The organism is Pseudomonas sp. NPDC087598 (genome assembly GCF_044743525.1).
Taxonomy (GTDB): Bacteria; Pseudomonadota; Gammaproteobacteria; order Pseudomonadales; family Pseudomonadaceae; genus Aquipseudomonas.
The window spans coordinates 75822-95677 of record NZ_JBIUWQ010000022.1 but is presented as its reverse complement, the minus strand read 5'-3'; the positions used below and the strand labels follow the sequence as shown (position 1 = coordinate 95677).

Sequence of the window (19856 nt, the reverse complement as noted above, 5' to 3'; positions counted from 1 at the left end):
GCTTCCAGAACGATCCAGCACTCAGCGCGCTTGGCTTTTTCACGGGACAGCTTGGTTTCACCGAAACCGTCTTCAACCGAGTCCAGAGCAACGTGAACTTCGTCACCGACATTGATAGTCAGATCGCCAGCGTCGTTGTAGAACTGCTCAAGCGGGATGAGTGCTTCAGACTTCAGGCCAGCGTGAACGGTTACCCAGCGAGCCTGGTAATCGATATCAACGATAACACCGGTGATGATGGAGCCTGCCTGAAGGTTCAGGGTTTTTAGGCTTTCTTCAAAGAGTTCCGCAAAGCTTTCGCTCATTTTAATTCCTGTAAATGAGGGCGAAGGATACGCCCATCTCCACACCCCAGACGGTGTGGGTTAGTTTCATATAGAAGAAGCGCTGCAGGACTATGACTGGTCCCCTGCGGCCTTCTTGGTCACCCGGCGATATCGCGAATGGCGATCTCGCTCATGATGCGTTCAAGCACCTGATCGAGCCACAACCCCGTGGAATCCAGCTGTATGGCGTCAGCCGCCGGTTTAAGCGGGGCTACCGCTCGCTGGGTGTCACGCTCGTCGCGCGCACGGATCTCATCTAGCAGACTCGACAGACTAACACCCTCGACTTTGCCCTTCAACTGCAAATATCGACGGCGCGCCCGTTCCTCGGCACTGGCCGTGAGAAAAATCTTCAGCGGCGCACCCGGAAAAACCACCGTACCCATGTCGCGACCATCTGCGACCAGGCCCGGCGCTTCCTGAAATGCACGCTGGCGCTGCAGCAGCGCCTCGCGCACGGCCGGCAATGCCGCCACTTGCGAGGCGCCGGAACCGACGCTTTCAGTGCGAATGACATCGCTGACTTCATCGCCTTCCAGAATGATCCGCTGCAACTGACCGTCGGTCGCCGCAATGAACTGAACATCCAGATGAGCGGCAAGTTTCTTCAGCAACTCTTCATTGGTCAGGTCGACACCATGGTTGTGCGCAGCAAACGCGAGCAATCGGTAAAGCGCACCGGAATCCAGCAGATTCCAGCCCAGACGCTTGGCCAGAATCCCGGCGACGGTGCCTTTGCCCGAGCCGCTTGGCCCATCAATGGTGATGACCGGTGCAATGTTCTTCACGACTGAGCCTCTTGTGCCACACGAATACCGACCTGCCCGCACAACGCGAGGAAGTTAGGGAACGACGTCGCGACGTTGGCGCAATCATGGATGCGGATCGGTGCAGTAGCGCGCAAGGACGCAACACTGAAGGCCATCGCGATACGGTGATCGCCGTGACCATGCACCTCGCCGCCACCAATCTGGCCGCCGTCGATAATGATGCCGTCCGGCGTTGGCTGGCATTTGACGCCCAAAGCCAACAGACCGTCCGCCATCACCTGAATACGATCCGATTCCTTGACCCGCAGCTCTTCGGCGCCGGTCAGCACGGTGCGCCCTTCGGCACAGGCAGCAGCCACGAACAGCACCGGGAATTCGTCGATGGCCAATGGAACCAGCGCTTCCGGAATCTCGATACCTTTGAGTTTAGCTGCCCGCACGCGCAGGTCAGCCACAGGTTCGCCGCCGACTTCACGCTGGTTTTCCAGGGTGATGTCCGCGCCCATCAGACGCAGGATGTCAATGACACCGGTACGGGTCGGGTTGATGCCGACGTGCTCAAGTACCAGCTCCGAACCTTCAGCGATAGAAGCAGCCACGAGGAAGAACGCCGACGACGAGATATCGCCAGGCACTTCGATATGAGTAGCTGTCAGCTTGCCGCCGGACTCGACCGAAGCCGTCGCACCATCGACGCTCACCGGATAGCCGAAACCACGCAGCATGCGCTCGGTGTGGTCACGGGTTGGTGCAGGCTCGGTAACGGTGGTCTTGCCTTCGGCATACAGACCGGCCAGCAGCAGGCAGGATTTCACCTGAGCACTGGCCATCGGCATGGTGTAGGTCAGGCCCTTGAGCTTGTGGCCACCACGAATGATCATCGGCGGACGACCTTCAGCGGCGGTTTCGATCACGGCGCCCATTTCACGCAGTGGATTGGCCACGCGATTCATCGGACGCTTGGACAGCGAAGCATCGCCAGTCAGGGTGCTGTCGAAGTTCTGCGCGGCCAACAGGCCGGACAGCAGACGCATCGAGGTCCCGGAGTTGCCCAGATAGATCGGGCCCGGCGCAGGTTTCAGGCCGTGCAGGCCAACACCGTGAATGGTTACACGGCCATGGTGCGGGCCTTCAATGACCACGCCCATGTCGCGGAATGCCTGCAAGGTTGCCAGGGCGTCTTCGCCCTCAAGGAAACCTTCGACTTCGGTGACGCCTTCGGCCAGCGAGCCGAGCATGATCGAACGGTGGGAAATCGATTTGTCACCCGGTACGCGAATCCGACCGGACAGGCGGCCACCAGGTTGAGCCAGGAAGATCAGATCGTTGGAATTCATAGCGTCCACATAGGCCCGGCGGGCCAGGATTTGACTGAAATGCTCGCGGGCAACCCGGGCGCGAGTGAAAACGCCCAATAATTGGTGCCCATCCCCTGCATCGACCGCGTCGCGCAAGGCGTCGAGGTCGCTGCGAAATGTATCGAGTGTGCGCAGGACAGCCTCGCGGTTGGCGAGGAAGATGTCGTGCCACATCACCGGGTCGCTTCCGGCGATTCTTGTGAAATCGCGGAAACCACCGGCAGCGTAACGGAAGATCTCAAGGTTTTCATTGCGCTTGGCCAACGAGTCGACCAGACCGAAGGCCAGCAGGTGCGGTAAATGACTGGTCGCGGCCAAGACTTCGTCGTGACGCTCGACCTGCATGTGCTCGACGTCGGCACCCAATTCGCGCCACAGACGATCAACCACGACCAGTGCAGCCGGATCGGTTTGCTCAAGCGGCGTCAGGATCACTTTATGACGACGAAACAGTTCGGCGTTGGAGGCTTCCACCCCGCTCTGCTCGGAACCGGCAATCGGATGGCCCGGCACGAAGCGCGGCGGCATCGCACCAAACGCTTCGGTTGCTGCGCGCACCACATTGCCTTTGGCGCTGCCGACATCGGTCAGAATCGCCTGCCCCAGATCCATGCTCGCCAGACGTGCGAGCACCTTCTCCATCGCCAGAATCGGCACCGCCAACTGAATCACGTCCGCGCCCTGGCAGGCTGCCACCAGGTCGTCTTCACAGCGATCCACCACACCCAACTCGACCGCCAGCTTGCGCGATTGCGGATCGAGATCGACCCCGACCACTTCGCGGCATACGCCACTTTCACGCAAGCCTTTGGCAAACGAACCACCGATCAACCCCAGACCGACCACTACAAGGCGACCGATCATAGGTGCAGCAGATTGCAGAGCAGTGACATCACCCACGAGCCAGAACCTTGCGCAGCGCTTCGAGGAAGCGGCTGTTTTCCGCCGGCAGACCGATGGTCACCCGCAGGTGATTGGGCATGCCGTAATTGGCCACTGGACGTACGATCACGCCTTCACGCAGCAGACCCTGGAATACCGGAGCGGCTACCTGAGCGAGATCGACACAGATGAAGTTGCCTTTGGATTCGATCCAGCCCAGGCCCAGCTCACGGAAACCGGCTTGCAACTGCTGCATGCCCGACTCGTTGAGCTGACGACTTTGCGCCAGATATTCTTCATCCTTCAACGCCGCACAGGCCGCTGCCAAAGCCAGGCTGTTGACGTTGAACGGCTGGCGAACGCGGTTCAGCACGTCAGCAACAACCGGAGTCGACAGACCGTAACCAACGCGCAACGCCGCCAGACCATAGGCCTTGGAGAAGGTGCGCGAAACCAGCAGGTTCGGGTAAGCGGCGAGGAAATCCAGACCGTCCGGCAAGTCGCTGCCTTCGGCGTACTCGATGTACGCCTCATCCAGAACCACCAGCACATGCTCCGGAACATCCTGCAGGAACTCGTCCAGCGCTTCAGCGCCGAACCAGGTGCCGGTCGGATTGTTCGGGTTGGCGATAAACACCACGCGGGTGTTGGCATCGATTGCCGCCAGCATAGCAGGCAGGTCATGCCCCCAATCCTTGGCCGGCACCACTTTGGCTTGCGCGCCGACCGCCTGAGTGGCAATTGGGTACACAGCGAAAGCGTGCTCACTGAACACCGCATTCAGGCCCGGCGCCAGATAGGCGCGCGCGACCAGTTCGAGAATGTCATTGGAACCGTTGCCCAGCGTGACCTGATTCAGGTCGACGCGGCACTGCTCGGCCAGCAAGGATTTCAATGCGAAACCGTTGCCGTCCGGATAACGGGTCAGCTCGGCCAGCTCTTCACGGATCGCCGCCAGCGCTTTAGGGCTGGCGCCCAGCGGGTTTTCATTGCTCGCCAGTTTGACGATTTTTGCCGGATCCAGATCCAGCTCGCGCGCCAGTTCATCCACAGGCTTGCCCGGAACGTACGGCGAAAGTTGTTGCACGCCCGGCTGTGCCAGAGCGAGGAAATTGCCACTCATTACTACCGCCCCTTACAGAACTGCTTTCGGGTAGGAACCCAGCACTTTGAGTGCTACTGCTTCCTGACTGATCTTTTCCAATACACCCTTGATCAACGGATCACGATGATGGCCGACGAAGTCGATGAAGAACACGTAAGTCCATTTGCCGCTGCGCGACGGACGGGTTTCGATGCGGGTCAGGTCGATGCCATTGTCATGGAACGGCACCAACAGCTCGTGAAGCGCGCCGGGTTTGTTGCTCATCGACACGATGATCGAGGTCTTGTCGTCGCCGGTCGGCGGCACTTCCTGGTTACCGATCATCAGGAAGCGCGTCGAGTTGTCCGGGCGATCTTCGATCTTCTCGGCCAGACGGGTCAGGCCGTACAGCCCGGCCGCCATGTCACCGGCAATTGCCGCCGAATTCCATTCACCCTTGACCCGTTTGGCCGCTTCGGCGTTGCTCGATACCGCGACGCGCTCGACATTCGGGTAATGCGCGTCCAGCCACTTGCGGCACTGGGCCAGCGACTGCGCGTGAGAATAGATGCGGCTGATGCTGTCGGTTTTGGTGTTTTCACCGACCAACAGGTGATGGTGGATACGCAGCTCGACTTCGCCACAGATGACCATGTCGTGTTCGAGGAAGCTGTCCAGCGTGTGGTTGACCGCGCCTTCGGTGGAGTTCTCCACCGGGACCACGCCAAAGTTCACCGCACCGGCGGCCACTTCACGGAACACTTCGTCGATCGCCGCCATTGGCTTGCTGATCACCGCGTGGCCAAAGTGCTTCATGGCCGCCGCCTGGGTGAACGTGCCTTCAGGGCCGAGATAAGCCACTTTCAGCGGCTGCTCCAGCGCCAGGCAGGAAGACATGATTTCGCGGAACAGCCGCGCCATCTCTTCGTTGCCCAGCGGCCCCTGATTACGCTCCATCACGCGTTTGAGCACCTGAGCTTCACGCTCGGGACGATAGAACACCGGCACTTCGCCTTCGGCCAGCGAGGCCATCTTTACTCGCGCGACTTCCTGGGCGCAACGCGCACGCTCACTGATCAGCTCCATGACTTTAGTGTCCAGAGCGTCGATGCGAACGCGCAGTGCCTTGAGTTCTTGCTCGGACATCAGCCGTGTTCCTTCTCGAATTCAGCCATGTACGCCACCAGCGCATTGACGGCGGTGATGTCGACGGCGTTGTAGATGGAGGCGCGCATGCCGCCCACAGACCGGTGGCCCTTGAGGTTGAGCAGACCGCGCTCGTCGGCACCGGCGAGGAACGGCTTGTCCAGACGGTCATCAGCCAAGCGGAACGGCACGTTCATCCACGAGCGATCCGACTTGTTGATCGGGTTGCTGTAGAGGCCACTGGCGTCGATGAAGCTGTACAGCGTGCGCTGCTTGACGTCGTTGAGTCTGGCGATGGCTTCGACGCCACCCTGCTCTTTCAGCCACTGAAACACCAGACCGGACAGGTACCAGGCCAGCGTCGGCGGAGTGTTGTACATCGAGCCATTGTCGGCGGCGACCTTGTAGTCGAGCATGGTCGGGCACAGCGAACGCGCCTTGCCAAGCAAGTCTTCGCGGATGATGTTGACGACAATGCCGCTCGGGCCGATGTTTTTCTGCGCACCGGCGTAGATCATGCCGAAACGCGAGATGTCGACCGGACGCGACAAAATGTCGGAGGACATGTCAGCCACCAGCGGTACGTCGCCGGTTTCCGGGATCCACTGGAATTCCAGACCACCGATGGTTTCGTTCGGCGCGTAATGAACGTAAGCGGCGTCTTTCGACAGGTTCCACTCGTTCTGGCCCGGAATGGCGAAATAGTCGTAAGGCTTGGCGGTAGCGGCAACGTTGACGTGGCCGTAGCGCGACGCTTCTTCGATGGCTTTCTGCGACCAGATACCGGTGTCGATGTAGTCGGCCGAGCCGCCTTCAGGCAACAGGTTCAGCGGGATCTGCGCAAACTGCTGACTGGCGCCACCTTGCAGAAACAGCACCTTGTAGTTCGAAGGGATATTCAGCAGGTCACGCAGATCCTGCTCGGCCTGGGTTGCGATGGACACGAACTCATCGCTGCGATGGCTCATTTCCATGACCGACAGGCCCTTGCCGTGCCAGTCAAGGAGTTCACCTTGGGCGCGTTGCAGGACAGCTTCGGGAAGCGCCGCAGGGCCGGCGCAGAAGTTATAGGCTCGCTTGCTCACATCCAATCTCGCTCTGATTTGGTGGTATCACGCAATAAATCACACTACCGATCAACACAGCCCTGTGGGAGCGAGCCTGCTCGCGAATGCATCACCGCGGTGCGTCAGAGTTACCGCAGCGCCTGCATTCGCGAGCAGGCTCGCTCCCACAGGGGTTCTCCATGATGTCGAAATTTCATACCGGACAAATAACAAGGGGGCGAATTCTCATCCGCCCCCTCGCTTGTCCGCTTATTCTTGCGGTTCTTCGTCTGCTGCGGCGTCGAGCTGCTGGTCTTCGGCAGCATCGTCGATCACGACATTGCCTTCGAACTCCTCGCCCTCTTCACCTTCAAGCTCTTCACCTTCGACTTCCGAAGGCTCCTGAACCCGTTCCAGGCCGACCAGGGTTTCATCCTTGGCCAGTTTGATCAGCGTGACACCTTGAGTGTTACGACCCAGGCTCGACACTTCGTCGACACGGGTACGCACCAAAGTGCCCTGATCGGAGATCAGCATGATTTCTTCGCCATCCTGCACCTGAACCGCGCCGACCAGACGGCCGTTACGCTCGTTGCTGACCATGGCGATAACGCCTTGGCCGCCACGCTTGTACTCAGGGAACTCGGTGATGGCAGTACGTTTGCCATAACCACGCTCGGAAGCAGTGAGGATCTCGCTGCCTTCTTCCGGAATCAACATGGAGATCAGCTTCTGCCCTTCTGGCAGACGCATGCCACGCACACCGCGGGCGGTACGGCCCATGGCACGAACTTCGGATTCCTTGAAGCGAGTCACCTTGCCGCCGTCGGAGAACAGCATGATTTCCTGCTCGCCATCGGTGATGGCGGCGGAAATCAGGATGTCGCCTTCGTCCAGTTCCAGCGCGATCAGACCGACGCTGCGCTGACGGCTGAAGGCCACCAGCGGCGTCTTCTTGACCGTACCATTGGCAGTCGACATGAAGATGAACGGTGCCTTCTTGCGATCGGCAGCCTTGATGCGCGCACGGCGCTCTTCGTCGGTTTCGTTGCTGTTTTCGATTTCTTCTACGTCAGCCTCAACGCCTTCGGCCTCTTCTTCTTCAGCCTGACGCTTCATGGCTTCGAGATCGACCGGCAGCATGGTGGTGATGTATTCACCTTCGCTCAATGGCAAGAGGTTGACCAGCGGACGACCACGGGCTGCGCGGGACGCTTCCGGAATCTCGTAGGTCTTGAGCCAGTACACCTTGCCCTTGCTGGAGAACAGCAACAGCGTGGTGTGGCTGTTGGCAACCAGCAGGTGAGCAATGTAATCCTCATCCTTGACGCCGGTGGCCGATTTGCCTTTACCGCCACGACGCTGAGCCTGGTACGCAGCCAATGGCTGGGTCTTGGCGTAGCCACCGTGGGAAATGGTCACGACGCGCTCTTCTTCCGGGATCATGTCACCCAGGGTCAGGTCGAGACGGGCATCGAGAATTTCGGTGCGACGCTGATCGCCGTATTCGGCGCGGATCACTTCCAGCTCTTCGCGGATCACTTCCATCAGGCGCACGGCGCTGTTGAGGATGCGGATCAGCTCGCCGATCTGGTTGAGGATCTCTTGATACTCGGCCAGCAGCTTTTCGTGCTCCAGACCGGTCAGACGGTGCAGACGCAGCTCCAGAATGGCTTGCGCCTGCTCTGGCGACAGGAAGTATTTGCCTTCGCGCAGACCGTATTGCGGGTCGAGGTTTTCCGGACGGCACGAATCGGCACCGGCACGTTCAACCATCGCCACTACGGCGGAAGATTCCCACGGCGTGCTGATCAGCGCTTCTTTGGCTTCCGACGGGGTCGGCGAAGCCTTGATTAGGGCAATAACCGGGTCGATGTTCGACAGGGCAACGGCCTGGCCTTCGAGGATGTGGCCACGCTCGCGCGCCTTGCGCAGTTCGAACACGGTACGACGGGTGACAACTTCGCGACGGTGACGAACGAAGGCTTCCAGCAGATCCTTGAGGTTAAGGATGCGTGGACGGCCGTCGATCAGCGCAACGATGTTGATGCCGAATACCGATTGCAGCTGGGTCTGGGCGTAGAGGTTGTTGAGGATGACCTCAGGCACTTCGCCGCGACGCAGTTCGATCACGACGCGCATACCGTCCTTGTCGGACTCGTCGCGCAGCTCGGTGATGCCTTCCAGCTTCTTCTCTTTGACCAGCTCGGCGATCTTCTCGATCAGACGCGCCTTGTTCAGCTGATAAGGCAGTTCGGTGATGACGATCTGCTGACGACCACCGACCTTGTCGATATCTTCGATGATCGAACGGGCACGCATGTAAATGCGCCCGCGACCGGTACGGTAGGCTTCGATGATACCGGCGCGACCGTTGATGATCGCGGCAGTCGGGAAGTCCGGACCGGGGATGTATTGCATCAGCTCGTCGACGGTCAGCTCAGGGTTGTCGATGAGTGCCAGGCAACCGTCGATGACTTCACCGAGGTTGTGTGGCGGAATGTTGGTCGCCATGCCCACGGCGATACCGCTGGAGCCGTTGACCAGCAGGTTGGGGATACGGGTCGGCATGACCGCCGGGATCATTTCGGTGCCGTCGTAGTTCGGCACCCAGTCCACGGTTTCTTTATGCAGATCAGCGAGCAGCTCGTGCGCCAGTTTGGTCATGCGCACTTCGGTGTATCGCATGGCCGCAGCGTTGTCGCCGTCGACCGAACCGAAGTTGCCCTGACCGTCAACCAGCAGGTAGCGCAGGGAGAAAGGCTGAGCCATGCGGACGATGGTGCCGTACACCGCGGTATCACCGTGCGGGTGATACTTACCGATCACGTCGCCGACAACACGGGCAGATTTCTTGTACGGCTTGTTGAAGTCGTTGCCCAGCTCACTCATCGCGAACAGTACGCGACGGTGCACGGGCTTGAGGCCATCGCGCGCATCCGGCAGTGCACGGCCGACGATTACGCTCATCGCGTAGTCGAGATAGGACTGTTTCAGCTCGTCTTCGATATTGACCGGGAGGATTTCTTTGGCCAGTTCGCCCATGAGAAGCCTGATTCCTTTTTCTGGTGAAACTTCGTCATATCCATGTGGGAGCAACGAAGCTCGTCGGGGCAGGCTGAGTGCCATGCGCCGACTTACGACAAATCAACAATCTGGAGAGTGGATTTGCGCAGTAAAGACAGCTCCGCGGAGCTGCCTCGGAAAACGCCGGATGTTATCACAAAGGCCGCCACGCACCTATCCCCCAGATGCGCATGGAGCATAGTTAGTTGACCGGTGACAGGCTTAACGGGGACGAGAGAGGCTCAGAGCTTCTTTGAATGCAGAATCGGGGCTTGGATTGCGGATGTTTATTGACTTTTAGGGCCTATTCGCGAGCAGGCTCGCTCCCACAAAGTTCTGCAGCGATCACAAAACCTGTGGGAGCGAGCCTGCTCGCGAAGAGAACAACGCCGACATCATGCCAATCAATGCAGGCGTTTGCGGCACATCAACTGGGCCATTTTCGCGGTGTCCGGGCGCTCGACGATGCCCTTCTCGGTAACAATCGCATCGATCAGGTCCGCTGGCGTCACGTCAAACACCGGGTTGAACGCCTCAACGTCTGCGCCGACCCGTTTGCCGCCGACTTCCAGCAACTCGGCACCGTCACGCTCTTCAATCGGGATGTCATCGCCGCTGGCCAGATTCATGTCGATGGTCGAACTCGGTGCCACCACCATGAAGCGCACGCCGTGGTGCATCGCGTTGACGGCCAGTTGATAGGTACCGATCTTGTTCGCCACGTCACCATTGGCAGTGATCCGGTCAGCACCGACGATCACCCAGGTCACGCCTTTGGTCTTCATGATGTGCGCGGCGGCGGAATCGGCATTGAGCGTGACCGGAATACCTTCGTTGGCCAGTTCCCAGGCAGTCAGCCGCGAGCCCTGCAACCACGGGCGGGTTTCGTCGGCATAAACGCGCTCGACCATGCCCTCAAGGAATGCCGCGCGAATCACGCCCAGCGCCGTACCAAAACCACCCGTGGCGAGTGCGCCGGTATTGCAGTGGGTCAGGATCGCCTGCGCATTGCCTTGATGTTTGCGGATCAGGTCGACGCCCAATTGCGCCATGGTCAGGTTGGCTTCGCGGTCGCTTTCATGAATGGCGATGGCTTCCGCTTCCAGCGCGGCCAGTGGATCGGCATTGTCTTTCAGCCGATCGAGCCGATCGTGCATGCGACCCAACGCCCAGAACAGGTTGACCGCGGTCGGACGAGAATCGGCCAACAACGCGAAATCCTCCTCCAGCGCCGCATACCAGTCACCGCCCTCAGCCAATCGCGCACGGGCCGCAAGCACAATGCCATACGCCGCACTGATGCCAATGGCCGGTGCGCCGCGCACCACCATCGAGCGAATCGCTTCAGCCACGCCAGCGGCGCTGGTGTAGGCAATCCAGGTTTCCTCGAACGGCAAAATACGCTGATCCAGCAGGTGGAGCGCGCCATCTCGCCAATCGATGGCCTTCACTTTCTCCGCAGCCAACAGTCGATCGCGCATCCCTCACCCCGCACTCATGAACAAAAGCCGCCGATTATAGCGATCCCCCCGCGAAGACGCTCGGGTATACTTCGCCATCCTTTACAAAAGCACTGGAACCGACCCTCGATGCCGAAACCTGCCATTGCGCTCGACTTATTATTGCTGCCGACCTGGCTGGTACCCGTCGAACCTGCAGGCGTTGTGCTCAAGGAGCACGGCCTGGGCATCCGCGACGGTCGCATCGTGTTTATCGGCCCACGCGCCGAAGCATTGAAGTGCAACGCCACGGAAATCCGTGAATTGCCGGACGTCTTGCTCAGCCCGGGCCTGATCAACGCGCACGGCCATGCAGCGATGACCCTGTTTCGCGGCCTGGCAGATGATCTGCCGCTGATGACCTGGCTGGAAAACCACATCTGGCCGGCCGAAGCCAAATGGGTCGATGAAGACTTCGTCCGTGACGGCACCGATCTGGCCATCGCCGAGCAGATCAAGGGCGGCATCACCTGTTTCTCGGACATGTATTTCTTCCCCAAGGTTGCCAGCGAGCGCGTGCACAACAGCGGCATTCGCGCCCAGATCGCCATTCCGATCCTCGATTTCCCGATTCCTGGCGCCAGCAGCGCCGATGAAGCCATTCGTCAGGGCGTCGAGCTGTTCGGCGATCTGAAGCATCACGAACGGATCAAGATCACCTTCGGCCCTCATGCACCCTACACCGTCGGCGACGAGAACCTCGAGAAAATCCGCGTGATCGCCGAGGAGCTCGACGCCTCGATTCACATGCACGTCCATGAAACGGCCTTTGAAGTCCAGCAAGCGGTCGAACAGCGCGGCGAACGGCCGCTGGCCCGCCTCGGCCGACTTGGCCTGCTCGGCCCGCGCTTCCAGGCCGTGCACATGACCCAGATCAGCGATGACGACCTGGCGTTGCTGGTAGAAAGCAACACCAGCGTGATCCATTGCCCGGAATCGAACCTCAAACTGGCCAGCGGTTTCTGCCCCGTGGAACGTTTGTGGCAGGCTGGGGTGAATGTCGCCGTCGGCACTGATGGCGCAGCGAGCAACAACGATCTTGATCTGCTGGGTGAAACCCGCACAGCCGCGCTGTTGGCCAAGGCCGTCGCCGGCTCCGCCACCGCACTCGACGCCCACCGCGCCCTGCGCATGGCCACGCTCAACGGCGCGCGAGCGCTGGGCATCGAATCGCAGGTCGGCTCGCTGGAAATCGGCAAAGCCGCCGACATCGTCGCTTTCGACCTGTCTGGCCTGGCCCAACAACCGGTCTATGACCCGGTTTCGCAGCTTATATATGCCACCGGTCGCGATTGCGTGAAACACCTGTGGGTCGCCGGCAAACAATTGCTCGACGACCGGCGCCTGACGCGCATGGACGAACAACAGCTGGGCGCCACCGCCCGCACTTGGGGCCAGCGCATCAGCGGCCACACCGAATCGTAAACACCGCGGAGTCCGTTCCGCGGCTACAACCTTTTTCAAGTTTTTCGAGGAATTGAACATGAGCAACGTCGACCACGCCGAAATCGCCAAATTCGAAGCCCTGGCCCATCGCTGGTGGGACCGTGAAAGCGAGTTCAAACCGCTGCACGACATCAACCCGCTGCGTGTCAACTGGATTGACGAACGAGTCAATCTGGCCGGCAAGAAAGTCCTCGACGTAGGCTGCGGCGGCGGCATCCTCAGCGAAGCCATGGCTCAGCGCGGCGCCACCGTGATGGGCATCGACATGGGTGAAGCGCCGCTGGCGGTTGCGCAACTGCATCAGCTGGAATCCGGTGTCAGCGTCGAATACCGACAGATCACCGCCGAAGCCCTGGCCGAAGAAATGCCCGAGCAGTTCGACGTGGTCACTTGCCTGGAAATGCTTGAACACGTGCCCGATCCATCGTCGGTCATCCGCGCCTGCTTCCGCATGGTCAAGCCGGGCGGCCAGGTGTTCTTCTCGACCATCAACCGCAACCCGAAGGCCTACCTGTTCGCCATCGTCGGCGCGGAATACATCATGAAGCTGCTGCCGCGCGGCACCCACGACTTCAAGAAATTCATCCGTCCGTCCGAGCTGGGCGCGTGGAGCCGCATGGCCGGCCTGACCGTCAAGGACATCATCGGTCTGACCTACAACCCGTTGACCAAGCACTACAAACTGGCCAACGACGTTGACGTCAACTACATGATCCAGACCCTGCGCGAGGAGTAAGCCGATGGCCATCAGAGCAGTCCTTTTCGACATGGACGGCACTCTGCTCGACACCGCGCCGGACTTCATCGCCATTTGCCAGGCGATGCGCGCGGATCGCGGTTTGCCGCCAATGAACGACAAGCACATCCGCGACGAAATTTCCGGCGGCGCCAAAGCCATGGTCGCGGTGACGTTTTCGATGGATCCGGAGTCGCCGGGCTTCGAGGAATTGCGCCTGGAGTTTCTTGAGCGCTATCTGGCTGGCTGCGCAGTGCACAGCAAACTGTTCGATGGCATGGGTGAACTGCTCGCCGACATCGAGAAGGCCAACCTGGTCTGGGGCGTGGTCACCAACAAGCCGCTGCGCTTTGCCGAGCCGATCATGCAGCAGCTGGGGCTGGCCGAGCGCTCGGCGCTGTTGATCTGCCCGGATCACGTGAAGAACAGCAAGCCGGATCCGGAGCCGTTGATCCTTGCGTGCAAGATGCTTGATCTGGATCCGTCGACGGTTCTTTTTGTAGGCGATGATCTGCGCGATATCGAGTCGGGCCGCGATGCCGGGACCAAGACCTGCGCAGTGACGTTTGGCTACATTCATCCGGACGACAACCCGCGGCACTGGGGCGCGGACGTGGTGGTGGATCATCCGTCGGAGTTGCGCAAGGTACTCGACAGCGCGCTTTGCAGCTGCTGACCCGACTGTTTGCAGGATGCCTTTTGTGGCGAGGGGATTTATCCCCGATCGACGGCGAAGCCGTCGTTAAATCTGCACATCAAATCGACCTGAACGAATGCTGGGGCTGCTGCGCAACCCATCGGGGATAAATCCCCTCACCACAAAGGGTGAAGCAGGTCTTCATGAATGGATTGTGAGGTTTTTATGTTCGATTACTCCGCTCGTCCCGAATTGCTCAAGGATCGGGTCATTCTGGTCACCGGTGCCGGTCGCGGCATTGGCGCGGCTGCCGCCAAGACCTATGCCGCGCATGGCGCTACGGTGCTGCTGCTGGGCAAGACTGAAGCCAACCTGACGCAGGTCTACGATGAGATCGAAGCGGCGGGTCATCCGCAACCGGCGGTGATTCCGTTCAACCTCGAAACCGCCCTGCCCCATCAGTACGATGAGTTGGCAGCGATGATCGAAACCGAATTCGGTCATCTTGACGGCCTCCTGCACAACGCCTCGATCATTGGCCCACGCACGCCGATCGAGCAATTGTCCGGCGAAAACTTCATGCGCGTCATGCAGATCAACGTCAACGCCATGTTCATGCTTACGAGCACTCTGCTGCCGCTGCTCAAGCTGTCGCAGGATGCTTCGGTGGTGTTCACCTCCAGCAGCGTCGGGCGCAAGGGTCGTGCGTACTGGGGCGCTTACGGCGTGTCGAAGTTCGCCACCGAAGGCCTGATGCAAACCCTCGCCGACGAAGTTGACGGCGTGGCGCCAGTGCGCGCCAACAGCATCAACCCGGGCGGCACTCGCACCAGCATGCGCGCGCAGGCTTATCCGGGGGAAAACCCGCTGAACAATCCGACTCCGGAGGAAATCATGCCGGTCTACCTGTACTTGATGGGTCCGGACAGTACCGGCATCAACGGCCAGGCATTCAACGCGCAGTAATGCCATACGTCGCATTTGTTGCCGTGGCGGATTCCCGTCGCGGCATGCATTTGCCGCCGCCGGCCGTCACATAACAGTCAAATATCCAGCACGCCCTTCTCGCCTCTCACATCAAGTCGTTGATTTATAACGGGTTAAATAAAACCGAACCGAATGGCACGACTTTCGCTCTAAATTTCCTCAAAGCATGCCGTGTGAAGGCAATGGGGCAAGGCCTGATTCGATAGCTGACTAATCGTCATCAGGCAGACTAAACTTACGCCAAATGTCCTACGGGACTGATGGATCAGTATGACGCGCAGCCCATAGCCGCTCTCACCCAGCCTGTAAGACAGACTTACTGCTTAGGGGCTCACGCCATATGAAATCACCCTCCCAGACCAATGCAATTGACTTTGACAGTGCCAAATTGCAACGCCTGGGCTTTGGTCAGCTCCCTCCGCTTCTGGAGCGTCCGACCAGCCTGGCGCAACTGCGCCAGCAAATGAGCCTGCAACTGCAAACCAGTCTTGAGCCGCAACGGATTCTCGGTCTGTTTTTTCGCGAAGTGCAACGTCTTGTGCCGCTGGATGCCTTGAGCTACGTGCATCAGGGCAGTGACCTGCGCCTGGAGTTTGGCGCTCGAGGCCACCACTCGGTCAGCTACAGCCTGAGCCATGAAGGCGAGCACATGGGCGAACTGGTGTTCCGCCGCAATCAGCGCTTCAACGAACAGGATCAGGGCAATCTCGAATCGCTGCTGTCGTCGTTGCTGTTTCCGATGCGCAATGCCCTGCTCTACCGCGCCGCAACGCAAAGCGCGCTGCGTGATCCGTTGACCGGTGCCGGCAACCGCATCGCCATGGAGCAGACACTGCAACGCGAGATCGAAATGTCGCGTCGGCACCTGCAACCGTTATCGGTGCTGATGCTCGATATCGATCACTTCAAACGCGTCAATGACAGTCACGGACACAGCGCTGGCGACACCGTGCTCAAAGCCGTGGCCGCCTCGATCAAGGGCCAGTTGCGCAACGTCGACATGGTGTTTCGCTATGGCGGGGAAGAGTTTCTGATCCTGCTGTCCAACACCAGCCGGGAAGCGGCGGCGATGGTTGGCGAGCGCCTGCGCTATGCGGCACAGGCTGCGGAGTATTACGCGGATGGGCAGTTGATCGAGCTGACGGTCAGTCTGGGCTGCTCGACCTTGCTCCCGGGCGAGTCGGCGGAGAGTCTGTTGCGTCGTGCGGACAGTGCGCTGTACGTGGCCAAACGCGAAGGACGTAATCGCTTGGCGATGGCGGGCTGAATCTCCCCACCAAAAACAACTGTAGGAGTGAGCCTGCTCGCGATAGCGATCTGACATTCAACAATGATGTTGGCTGACAGTCCGCCATCGCGAGCAGGCTCACTCTTACATTTTTACGCGGCTAATCAGCTCTCGACTACCGCCCGGCGCTCACGGCTTACCAGCAAGCGCTCAGACGTTTCGAGCTGCATGCAGCGCTCCAGGAACAGATACATATAGTCATAGCTCTTGCACACCGCCTGACGCAGCTCGGCCTGCAACGCCTTGCTCGGGTTCATGCCCGCCAGGGTGCAGATGATTTCCAGCGCCTCCCAAGGGTGAGCATCGTCGTATTGGGCGTGCATCTTCAGCCACTTCATCGCCCGCTTTCGGTCTTCTTCGGGAAACGCGGCGGCGTACACCCCGTTGGAACAGACCAGCGCCGACCACTCCCCGGTCGCGCCTTCGATAGCGTAGTTGGTCGCGGCGATGGCCACGATCAGCGAATCGGCAGAACTGGTATGCCAGCACCAATGACTCAGAGCATGCAGTTCCGGCGGCACGTGCTGAGCCTGAAGATCTTCCAGACTGACGCCGTGCGCGCGACTCCAGTGCACCCAGTAATCGGCGTGATTGAGTTCAACGCGGATGTTGCGCATCAACCAGCGCCGCGCCATGTCTTCGCCCGGGTGACGGGCAAATTTGGTTTTGGTGAGATTCTGCGCCATGTACAAGGCAAATTGCTCAACCACCGGCCAGCCCCCGATCAGGTACTGACGCATGGTTTTGGCACTGAGCTTGTTATCACGCATGCGCAGATACAACTCATGTTCGACAACCCGGCGCTTGCTCTCGCTGCAATCCTCTATCAGCTGTTGTGCCCAGCCGGGATAACTTGCAGCTTCCATGAGTGGTCCGGTTCGGTTGAATGTGTCGATCACTGTTCGGCTCCTTTTGATTTGTGATTGTAAGGATCGGCGAGAGACTTCAACGGAACGTGCCAGGCGCTTTGAATAACAGCGGCTGCGGTCTGGCGGGCCGACTTAGCAAACTGTCGCAGGTAAACAATTGCGGGCGTTCAATAACATAACCCTGAGCGTAATCCACACCAATCTCAAGCAATGCCTGCTCGATCTGGGTTGTTTCAACAAACTCGGCAATTGTCTGCTTACCCATGACATGGCCGATGTGATTGATCACTTCGACCATTGCGCGGTTAATCGGGTCGTCCAGCATATCCTTTACGAAACTCCCGTCGATCTTCAGGAAGTCTACAGGCAAATGTTTCAGATAAGCGAACGAAGACATTCCGGCACAAAAGTCATCCAGTGAGAAATAACAACCCAAGCCTTTGAGTTCATTAATAAATCTGATTGCACTGCCCAAGTTTGAAATTGCACTGGTTTCAGTAATTTCAAAACAAATCATTTCAGGCGGAATAGAATGAATAACAAATTGTTCCCGCAGGAAGTGCAAAAACGCGTCATCTCCGATAGTAATGCCTGACAGATTAATCGCACACATTGCTAATGGGCCTTGATGTTCTTGTGCAATACATTGAGCAATAACCTTGAATACGTTTTGCACTACCCAACGATCCAACTGACTCATCAAGCCATAACGCTCGGCGGCGGGAATGAAACTGTCCGGCAGGATCATCCGGCCGGCTTCATCATGCAGACGCAGCAGGATCTCGATGTGTCCACCCTTGCCATCGCTCGGTTTCAGCGGCGAGATTTCCTGGGCGTAGAGGCAGAAGCGGTTTTCTTCCAGCGCCATGTGCAATCGTTGTACCCAGGCCATTTCGCCGAAGCGCAGCGACAGCTCGGAATCGTCGGCATGGTAGACCTGCACGCGGTTACGGCCCTTCTCCTTGGCCATGTAGCAGGCCATATCGGCAGCGCGCAGCGAGGCTTCAAGGGTTGTCGGCGTTTGCGCGACATGCACCAGGCCAATACTCACAGTGGTCAGGAAGGGCCGCCCTTTCCAGACAAAATGCAGGTTCTGCACGGTCTGACGCAGCGACTCGGCGATTTTCTCCGCCGCCTCCGGCGCGCAGTTCTCCAGCAGAATGCCGAACTCGTCACCACCGAGTCGCGCCAGCGTGTCGCCCTCGCGCAGGCCCGACTGCAGCAACGTGCAGATATGCCGCAACAGTTCATCGCCGGCGGCATGACCGCAGGTGTCGTTGACCAGTTTGAATTGATCCAGATCGAGGAACATCAGCGCATGCCGCCCGGACTGGCGCGTGAGGTTGTGCAATGCCTGTTCCAGGCGATATTCAAACTCGCGGCGGTTGGCCAGCCCGGTCAGCGCATCATGGGTGGCCTGCCACGACAGATTGGCGATGTATTGCCGCTCCTGAGTCATGTCGTGCAGCACCAGTACCGTGCCAATGACCTTGCTGCTATTGCGGATCGGCGCGCCGACCAGCGTCACCGACACCGTGCTGCCATCCAGGCGCTGGATCAGCTTGGAGTGCTCGCTGCCACCACTGAGCTGACCACTGAGAATGTGCTCGATCAGGGTCAGGCCTTCGGTCTGGGCGTTGTCGTCGAGCAAGTTGAACAGCGCCGCCAGCGGTAGCCCCGCAGCCTGCTCGGCCTTCCAGTGCGTCATGGCTTCGGCGGCGGGATTCATGTAATCGATGGCGCCGGTCACGTCGGTGGTGATCACGCCATCGCCAATCGATTGCAACGTGACATGCGCCCGGTCTTTCTCCAGCTGCAGCGCTTCGGCGAAGGCATGACGCTGCTTGAGCAGTTTGTGGGTGCGCCACAAGGCCAGCACGATCAACCCCAGCGCCGTGGCCAGGTTGGTGAGCAGCAGCAACCGCAGGATCATCCGCGAACCTTCGCCCAAAGCGTCGCTGAAGGCTTTCGCCGCTGGGGTCACGCCGTCGTTGATGGCAAAGATCCGCGCCTTCCAGCCCTGGATATCGGCGCTGCTGGCGGTGTCCTGCGAGATGCTGCGGTGCATTTCGCGCGCCACGTCATCGAGTTCGACCAGATAGGCGTCACCCACGGTCCAGCGGTCGATGGCGGTTTCCAGATAGCTGAAATGCCGGAAGTTGAGGTACAGCCAGATCAGGCTGGAGACGTCATCCGGGTGGTTGCCGCCCTTCAGAATGCCTTCGCGCGCAGCAGCCAGATCCGGCGGCTGGCGATCCAGCGCCAGGCGCAACTGATGGCCACCCTGAGGCACGGCAATCGCATTCTGGTATTTAAGGAAAATCGTCTCGTCACGACTGTCGGCGTACAGGTTGAGATAGTAGATGGCGTCTTTCTGGCCCTTGGACCAGAGGCTCTCCCCTGCCACATAGCCACGAACGGCCGACAGCACGTAAAGGCTCACGCCCCCCAACAAGGCCTGAAATAACACGACGGCAATAAATGGCCAGACGATGCCCAACAACCGTGGCGTTCCGAGAGTCCGCTTTTGCTTCATGAGATCCCTTGCGCAAGCACTGCCAGTTGAACACCGGAAAATACCGCTCCTGACAGCTCAGCCTAGGCTAATTTTCGACATGTCAAAGGGGCAGCTCTGCCGTCCACTATGTCGATCGTGCAACCTGGTTGTCTGCGGAGGTATTCCGGGCGTCTTTACTCAAAGCAATTCAAGCACTAA

15 protein-coding genes are annotated in these 19856 nt (G+C 59.4%); 5 read left to right on the top strand and 10 right to left on the bottom strand.

The annotated features are described in order from the left end of the window. From ACIOWE_RS14620 to mtnA, 8 genes are all read right to left on the bottom strand, one after another. Window positions 1–305, bottom strand: a 305-nt coding sequence (locus tag ACIOWE_RS14620; RefSeq protein ID WP_401392465.1) for a S1 RNA-binding domain-containing protein, incomplete at its 3' end; no start/stop codon positions are given. 119 nt (window positions 306–424) lie between these two features. Further along, the gene (cmk, locus tag ACIOWE_RS14615; RefSeq protein ID WP_401392462.1) at window positions 425–1114 is read right to left on the bottom strand and encodes a (d)CMP kinase; all 690 of its coding nucleotides are present in this window, start codon (window positions 1112–1114) and stop codon (window positions 425–427) included. Further along, complete coding sequence (locus tag ACIOWE_RS14610; RefSeq protein WP_401392459.1) at window positions 1111–3318, bottom strand: bifunctional prephenate dehydrogenase/3-phosphoshikimate 1-carboxyvinyltransferase; 2208 nt, start codon at window positions 3316–3318, stop codon at window positions 1111–1113. Before ACIOWE_RS14610 ends, cmk begins: the two co-directional genes overlap by 4 nt. A 28-nt stretch (window positions 3319–3346) precedes the next feature. Continuing rightward, the gene (gene hisC, locus ACIOWE_RS14605; protein WP_401392456.1) at window positions 3347–4459 is read right to left on the bottom strand and encodes a histidinol-phosphate transaminase; all 1113 of its coding nucleotides are present in this window, start codon (window positions 4457–4459) and stop codon (window positions 3347–3349) included. A 12-nt stretch (window positions 4460–4471) separates the two neighbouring features. Continuing rightward, on the bottom strand, window positions 4472–5566 hold the full coding sequence (gene pheA, locus ACIOWE_RS14600) for a prephenate dehydratase (RefSeq protein WP_007908404.1): 1095 nt from the start codon (window positions 5564–5566) through the stop codon (window positions 4472–4474). Further along, a complete protein-coding gene (serC, locus tag ACIOWE_RS14595; protein WP_401392453.1) occupies window positions 5566–6651 on the bottom strand; it encodes a 3-phosphoserine/phosphohydroxythreonine transaminase in 1086 nt (361 codons plus the stop codon). The genes pheA and serC overlap by 1 nt, the downstream gene beginning before the upstream one ends. A 231-nt stretch (window positions 6652–6882) precedes the next feature. Next, the gene (gene gyrA / locus ACIOWE_RS14590; RefSeq protein WP_401392450.1) at window positions 6883–9657 is read right to left on the bottom strand and encodes a DNA gyrase subunit A; all 2775 of its coding nucleotides are present in this window, start codon (window positions 9655–9657) and stop codon (window positions 6883–6885) included. Window positions 9658–10082: 425 nt separating this feature from the next. Beyond that, a complete protein-coding gene (gene mtnA / locus ACIOWE_RS14585) occupies window positions 10083–11159 on the bottom strand; it encodes an S-methyl-5-thioribose-1-phosphate isomerase (protein ID WP_401392447.1) in 1077 nt (358 codons plus the stop codon). A 108-nt stretch (window positions 11160–11267) separates the two neighbouring features. On the opposite strand from mtnA, the gene ACIOWE_RS14580 reads away from it, so the two are divergent. From ACIOWE_RS14580 to ACIOWE_RS14560, 5 genes are all read left to right on the top strand, one after another. Further along, on the top strand, window positions 11268–12602 hold the full coding sequence (locus tag ACIOWE_RS14580; protein ID WP_201237301.1) for a TRZ/ATZ family hydrolase: 1335 nt from the start codon (window positions 11268–11270) through the stop codon (window positions 12600–12602). Between the two features lie 58 nt (window positions 12603–12660). Then, on the top strand, window positions 12661–13359 hold the full coding sequence (gene ubiG, locus ACIOWE_RS14575; RefSeq protein ID WP_025113081.1) for a bifunctional 2-polyprenyl-6-hydroxyphenol methylase/3-demethylubiquinol 3-O-methyltransferase UbiG: 699 nt from the start codon (window positions 12661–12663) through the stop codon (window positions 13357–13359). A 4-nt stretch (window positions 13360–13363) separates the two neighbouring features. Then, window positions 13364–14035, top strand: coding sequence for an N-acetylmuramic acid 6-phosphate phosphatase MupP (mupP, locus tag ACIOWE_RS14570; protein WP_201237300.1), 672 nt, complete (start codon window positions 13364–13366; stop codon window positions 14033–14035). Between the two features lie 186 nt (window positions 14036–14221). Further along, window positions 14222–14962, top strand: a complete 741-nt coding sequence (locus tag ACIOWE_RS14565; protein ID WP_401392443.1) for a YciK family oxidoreductase — start codon at window positions 14222–14224, stop codon at window positions 14960–14962. Window positions 14963–15323: 361 nt separating this feature from the next. Continuing rightward, complete coding sequence (locus ACIOWE_RS14560) at window positions 15324–16250, top strand: GGDEF domain-containing protein (RefSeq protein ID WP_201237298.1); 927 nt, start codon at window positions 15324–15326, stop codon at window positions 16248–16250. Window positions 16251–16375: 125 nt separating this feature from the next. On the opposite strand, the gene ACIOWE_RS14555 is transcribed toward ACIOWE_RS14560, so the two are convergent. Continuing rightward, window positions 16376–17137: a TenA family transcriptional regulator gene (locus ACIOWE_RS14555; protein WP_401392440.1), complete on the bottom strand. Its 762-nt coding sequence runs from the start codon at window positions 17135–17137 to the stop codon at window positions 16376–16378. A gap of 79 nt (window positions 17138–17216) precedes the next feature. Then, a complete protein-coding gene (locus ACIOWE_RS14550) occupies window positions 17217–19676 on the bottom strand; it encodes an EAL domain-containing protein (protein ID WP_401392437.1) in 2460 nt (819 codons plus the stop codon). Window positions 19677–19856: the final 180 nt, after the last annotated feature.

Coding starts and splice junctions, on each gene's coding strand:
- ACIOWE_RS14550 (WP_401392437.1), bottom strand. CDS start 19,676: ATGAAGCAAAAGCGGACTCTCGGAACGCCACGGTTGTTGGGCATCGTC.
- ACIOWE_RS14565 (WP_401392443.1), top strand. CDS start 14,222: ATGTTCGATTACTCCGCTCGTCCCGAATTGCTCAAGGATCGGGTCATT.
- gyrA (WP_401392450.1), bottom strand. CDS start 9,657: ATGGGCGAACTGGCCAAAGAAATCCTCCCGGTCAATATCGAAGACGAG.
- mtnA (WP_401392447.1), bottom strand. CDS start 11,159: ATGCGCGATCGACTGTTGGCTGCGGAGAAAGTGAAGGCCATCGATTGG.
- hisC (WP_401392456.1), bottom strand. CDS start 4,459: ATGAGTGGCAATTTCCTCGCTCTGGCACAGCCGGGCGTGCAACAACTT.
- ubiG (WP_025113081.1), top strand. CDS start 12,661: ATGAGCAACGTCGACCACGCCGAAATCGCCAAATTCGAAGCCCTGGCC.
- ACIOWE_RS14560 (WP_201237298.1), top strand. CDS start 15,324: ATGAAATCACCCTCCCAGACCAATGCAATTGACTTTGACAGTGCCAAA.
- pheA (WP_007908404.1), bottom strand. CDS start 5,566: ATGTCCGAGCAAGAACTCAAGGCACTGCGCGTTCGCATCGACGCTCTG.
- ACIOWE_RS14555 (WP_401392440.1), bottom strand. CDS start 17,137: ATGGAAGCTGCAAGTTATCCCGGCTGGGCACAACAGCTGATAGAGGAT.
- ACIOWE_RS14610 (WP_401392459.1), bottom strand. CDS start 3,318: ATGATCGGTCGCCTTGTAGTGGTCGGTCTGGGGTTGATCGGTGGTTCG.
- ACIOWE_RS14580 (WP_201237301.1), top strand. CDS start 11,268: ATGCCGAAACCTGCCATTGCGCTCGACTTATTATTGCTGCCGACCTGG.
- mupP (WP_201237300.1), top strand. CDS start 13,364: ATGGCCATCAGAGCAGTCCTTTTCGACATGGACGGCACTCTGCTCGAC.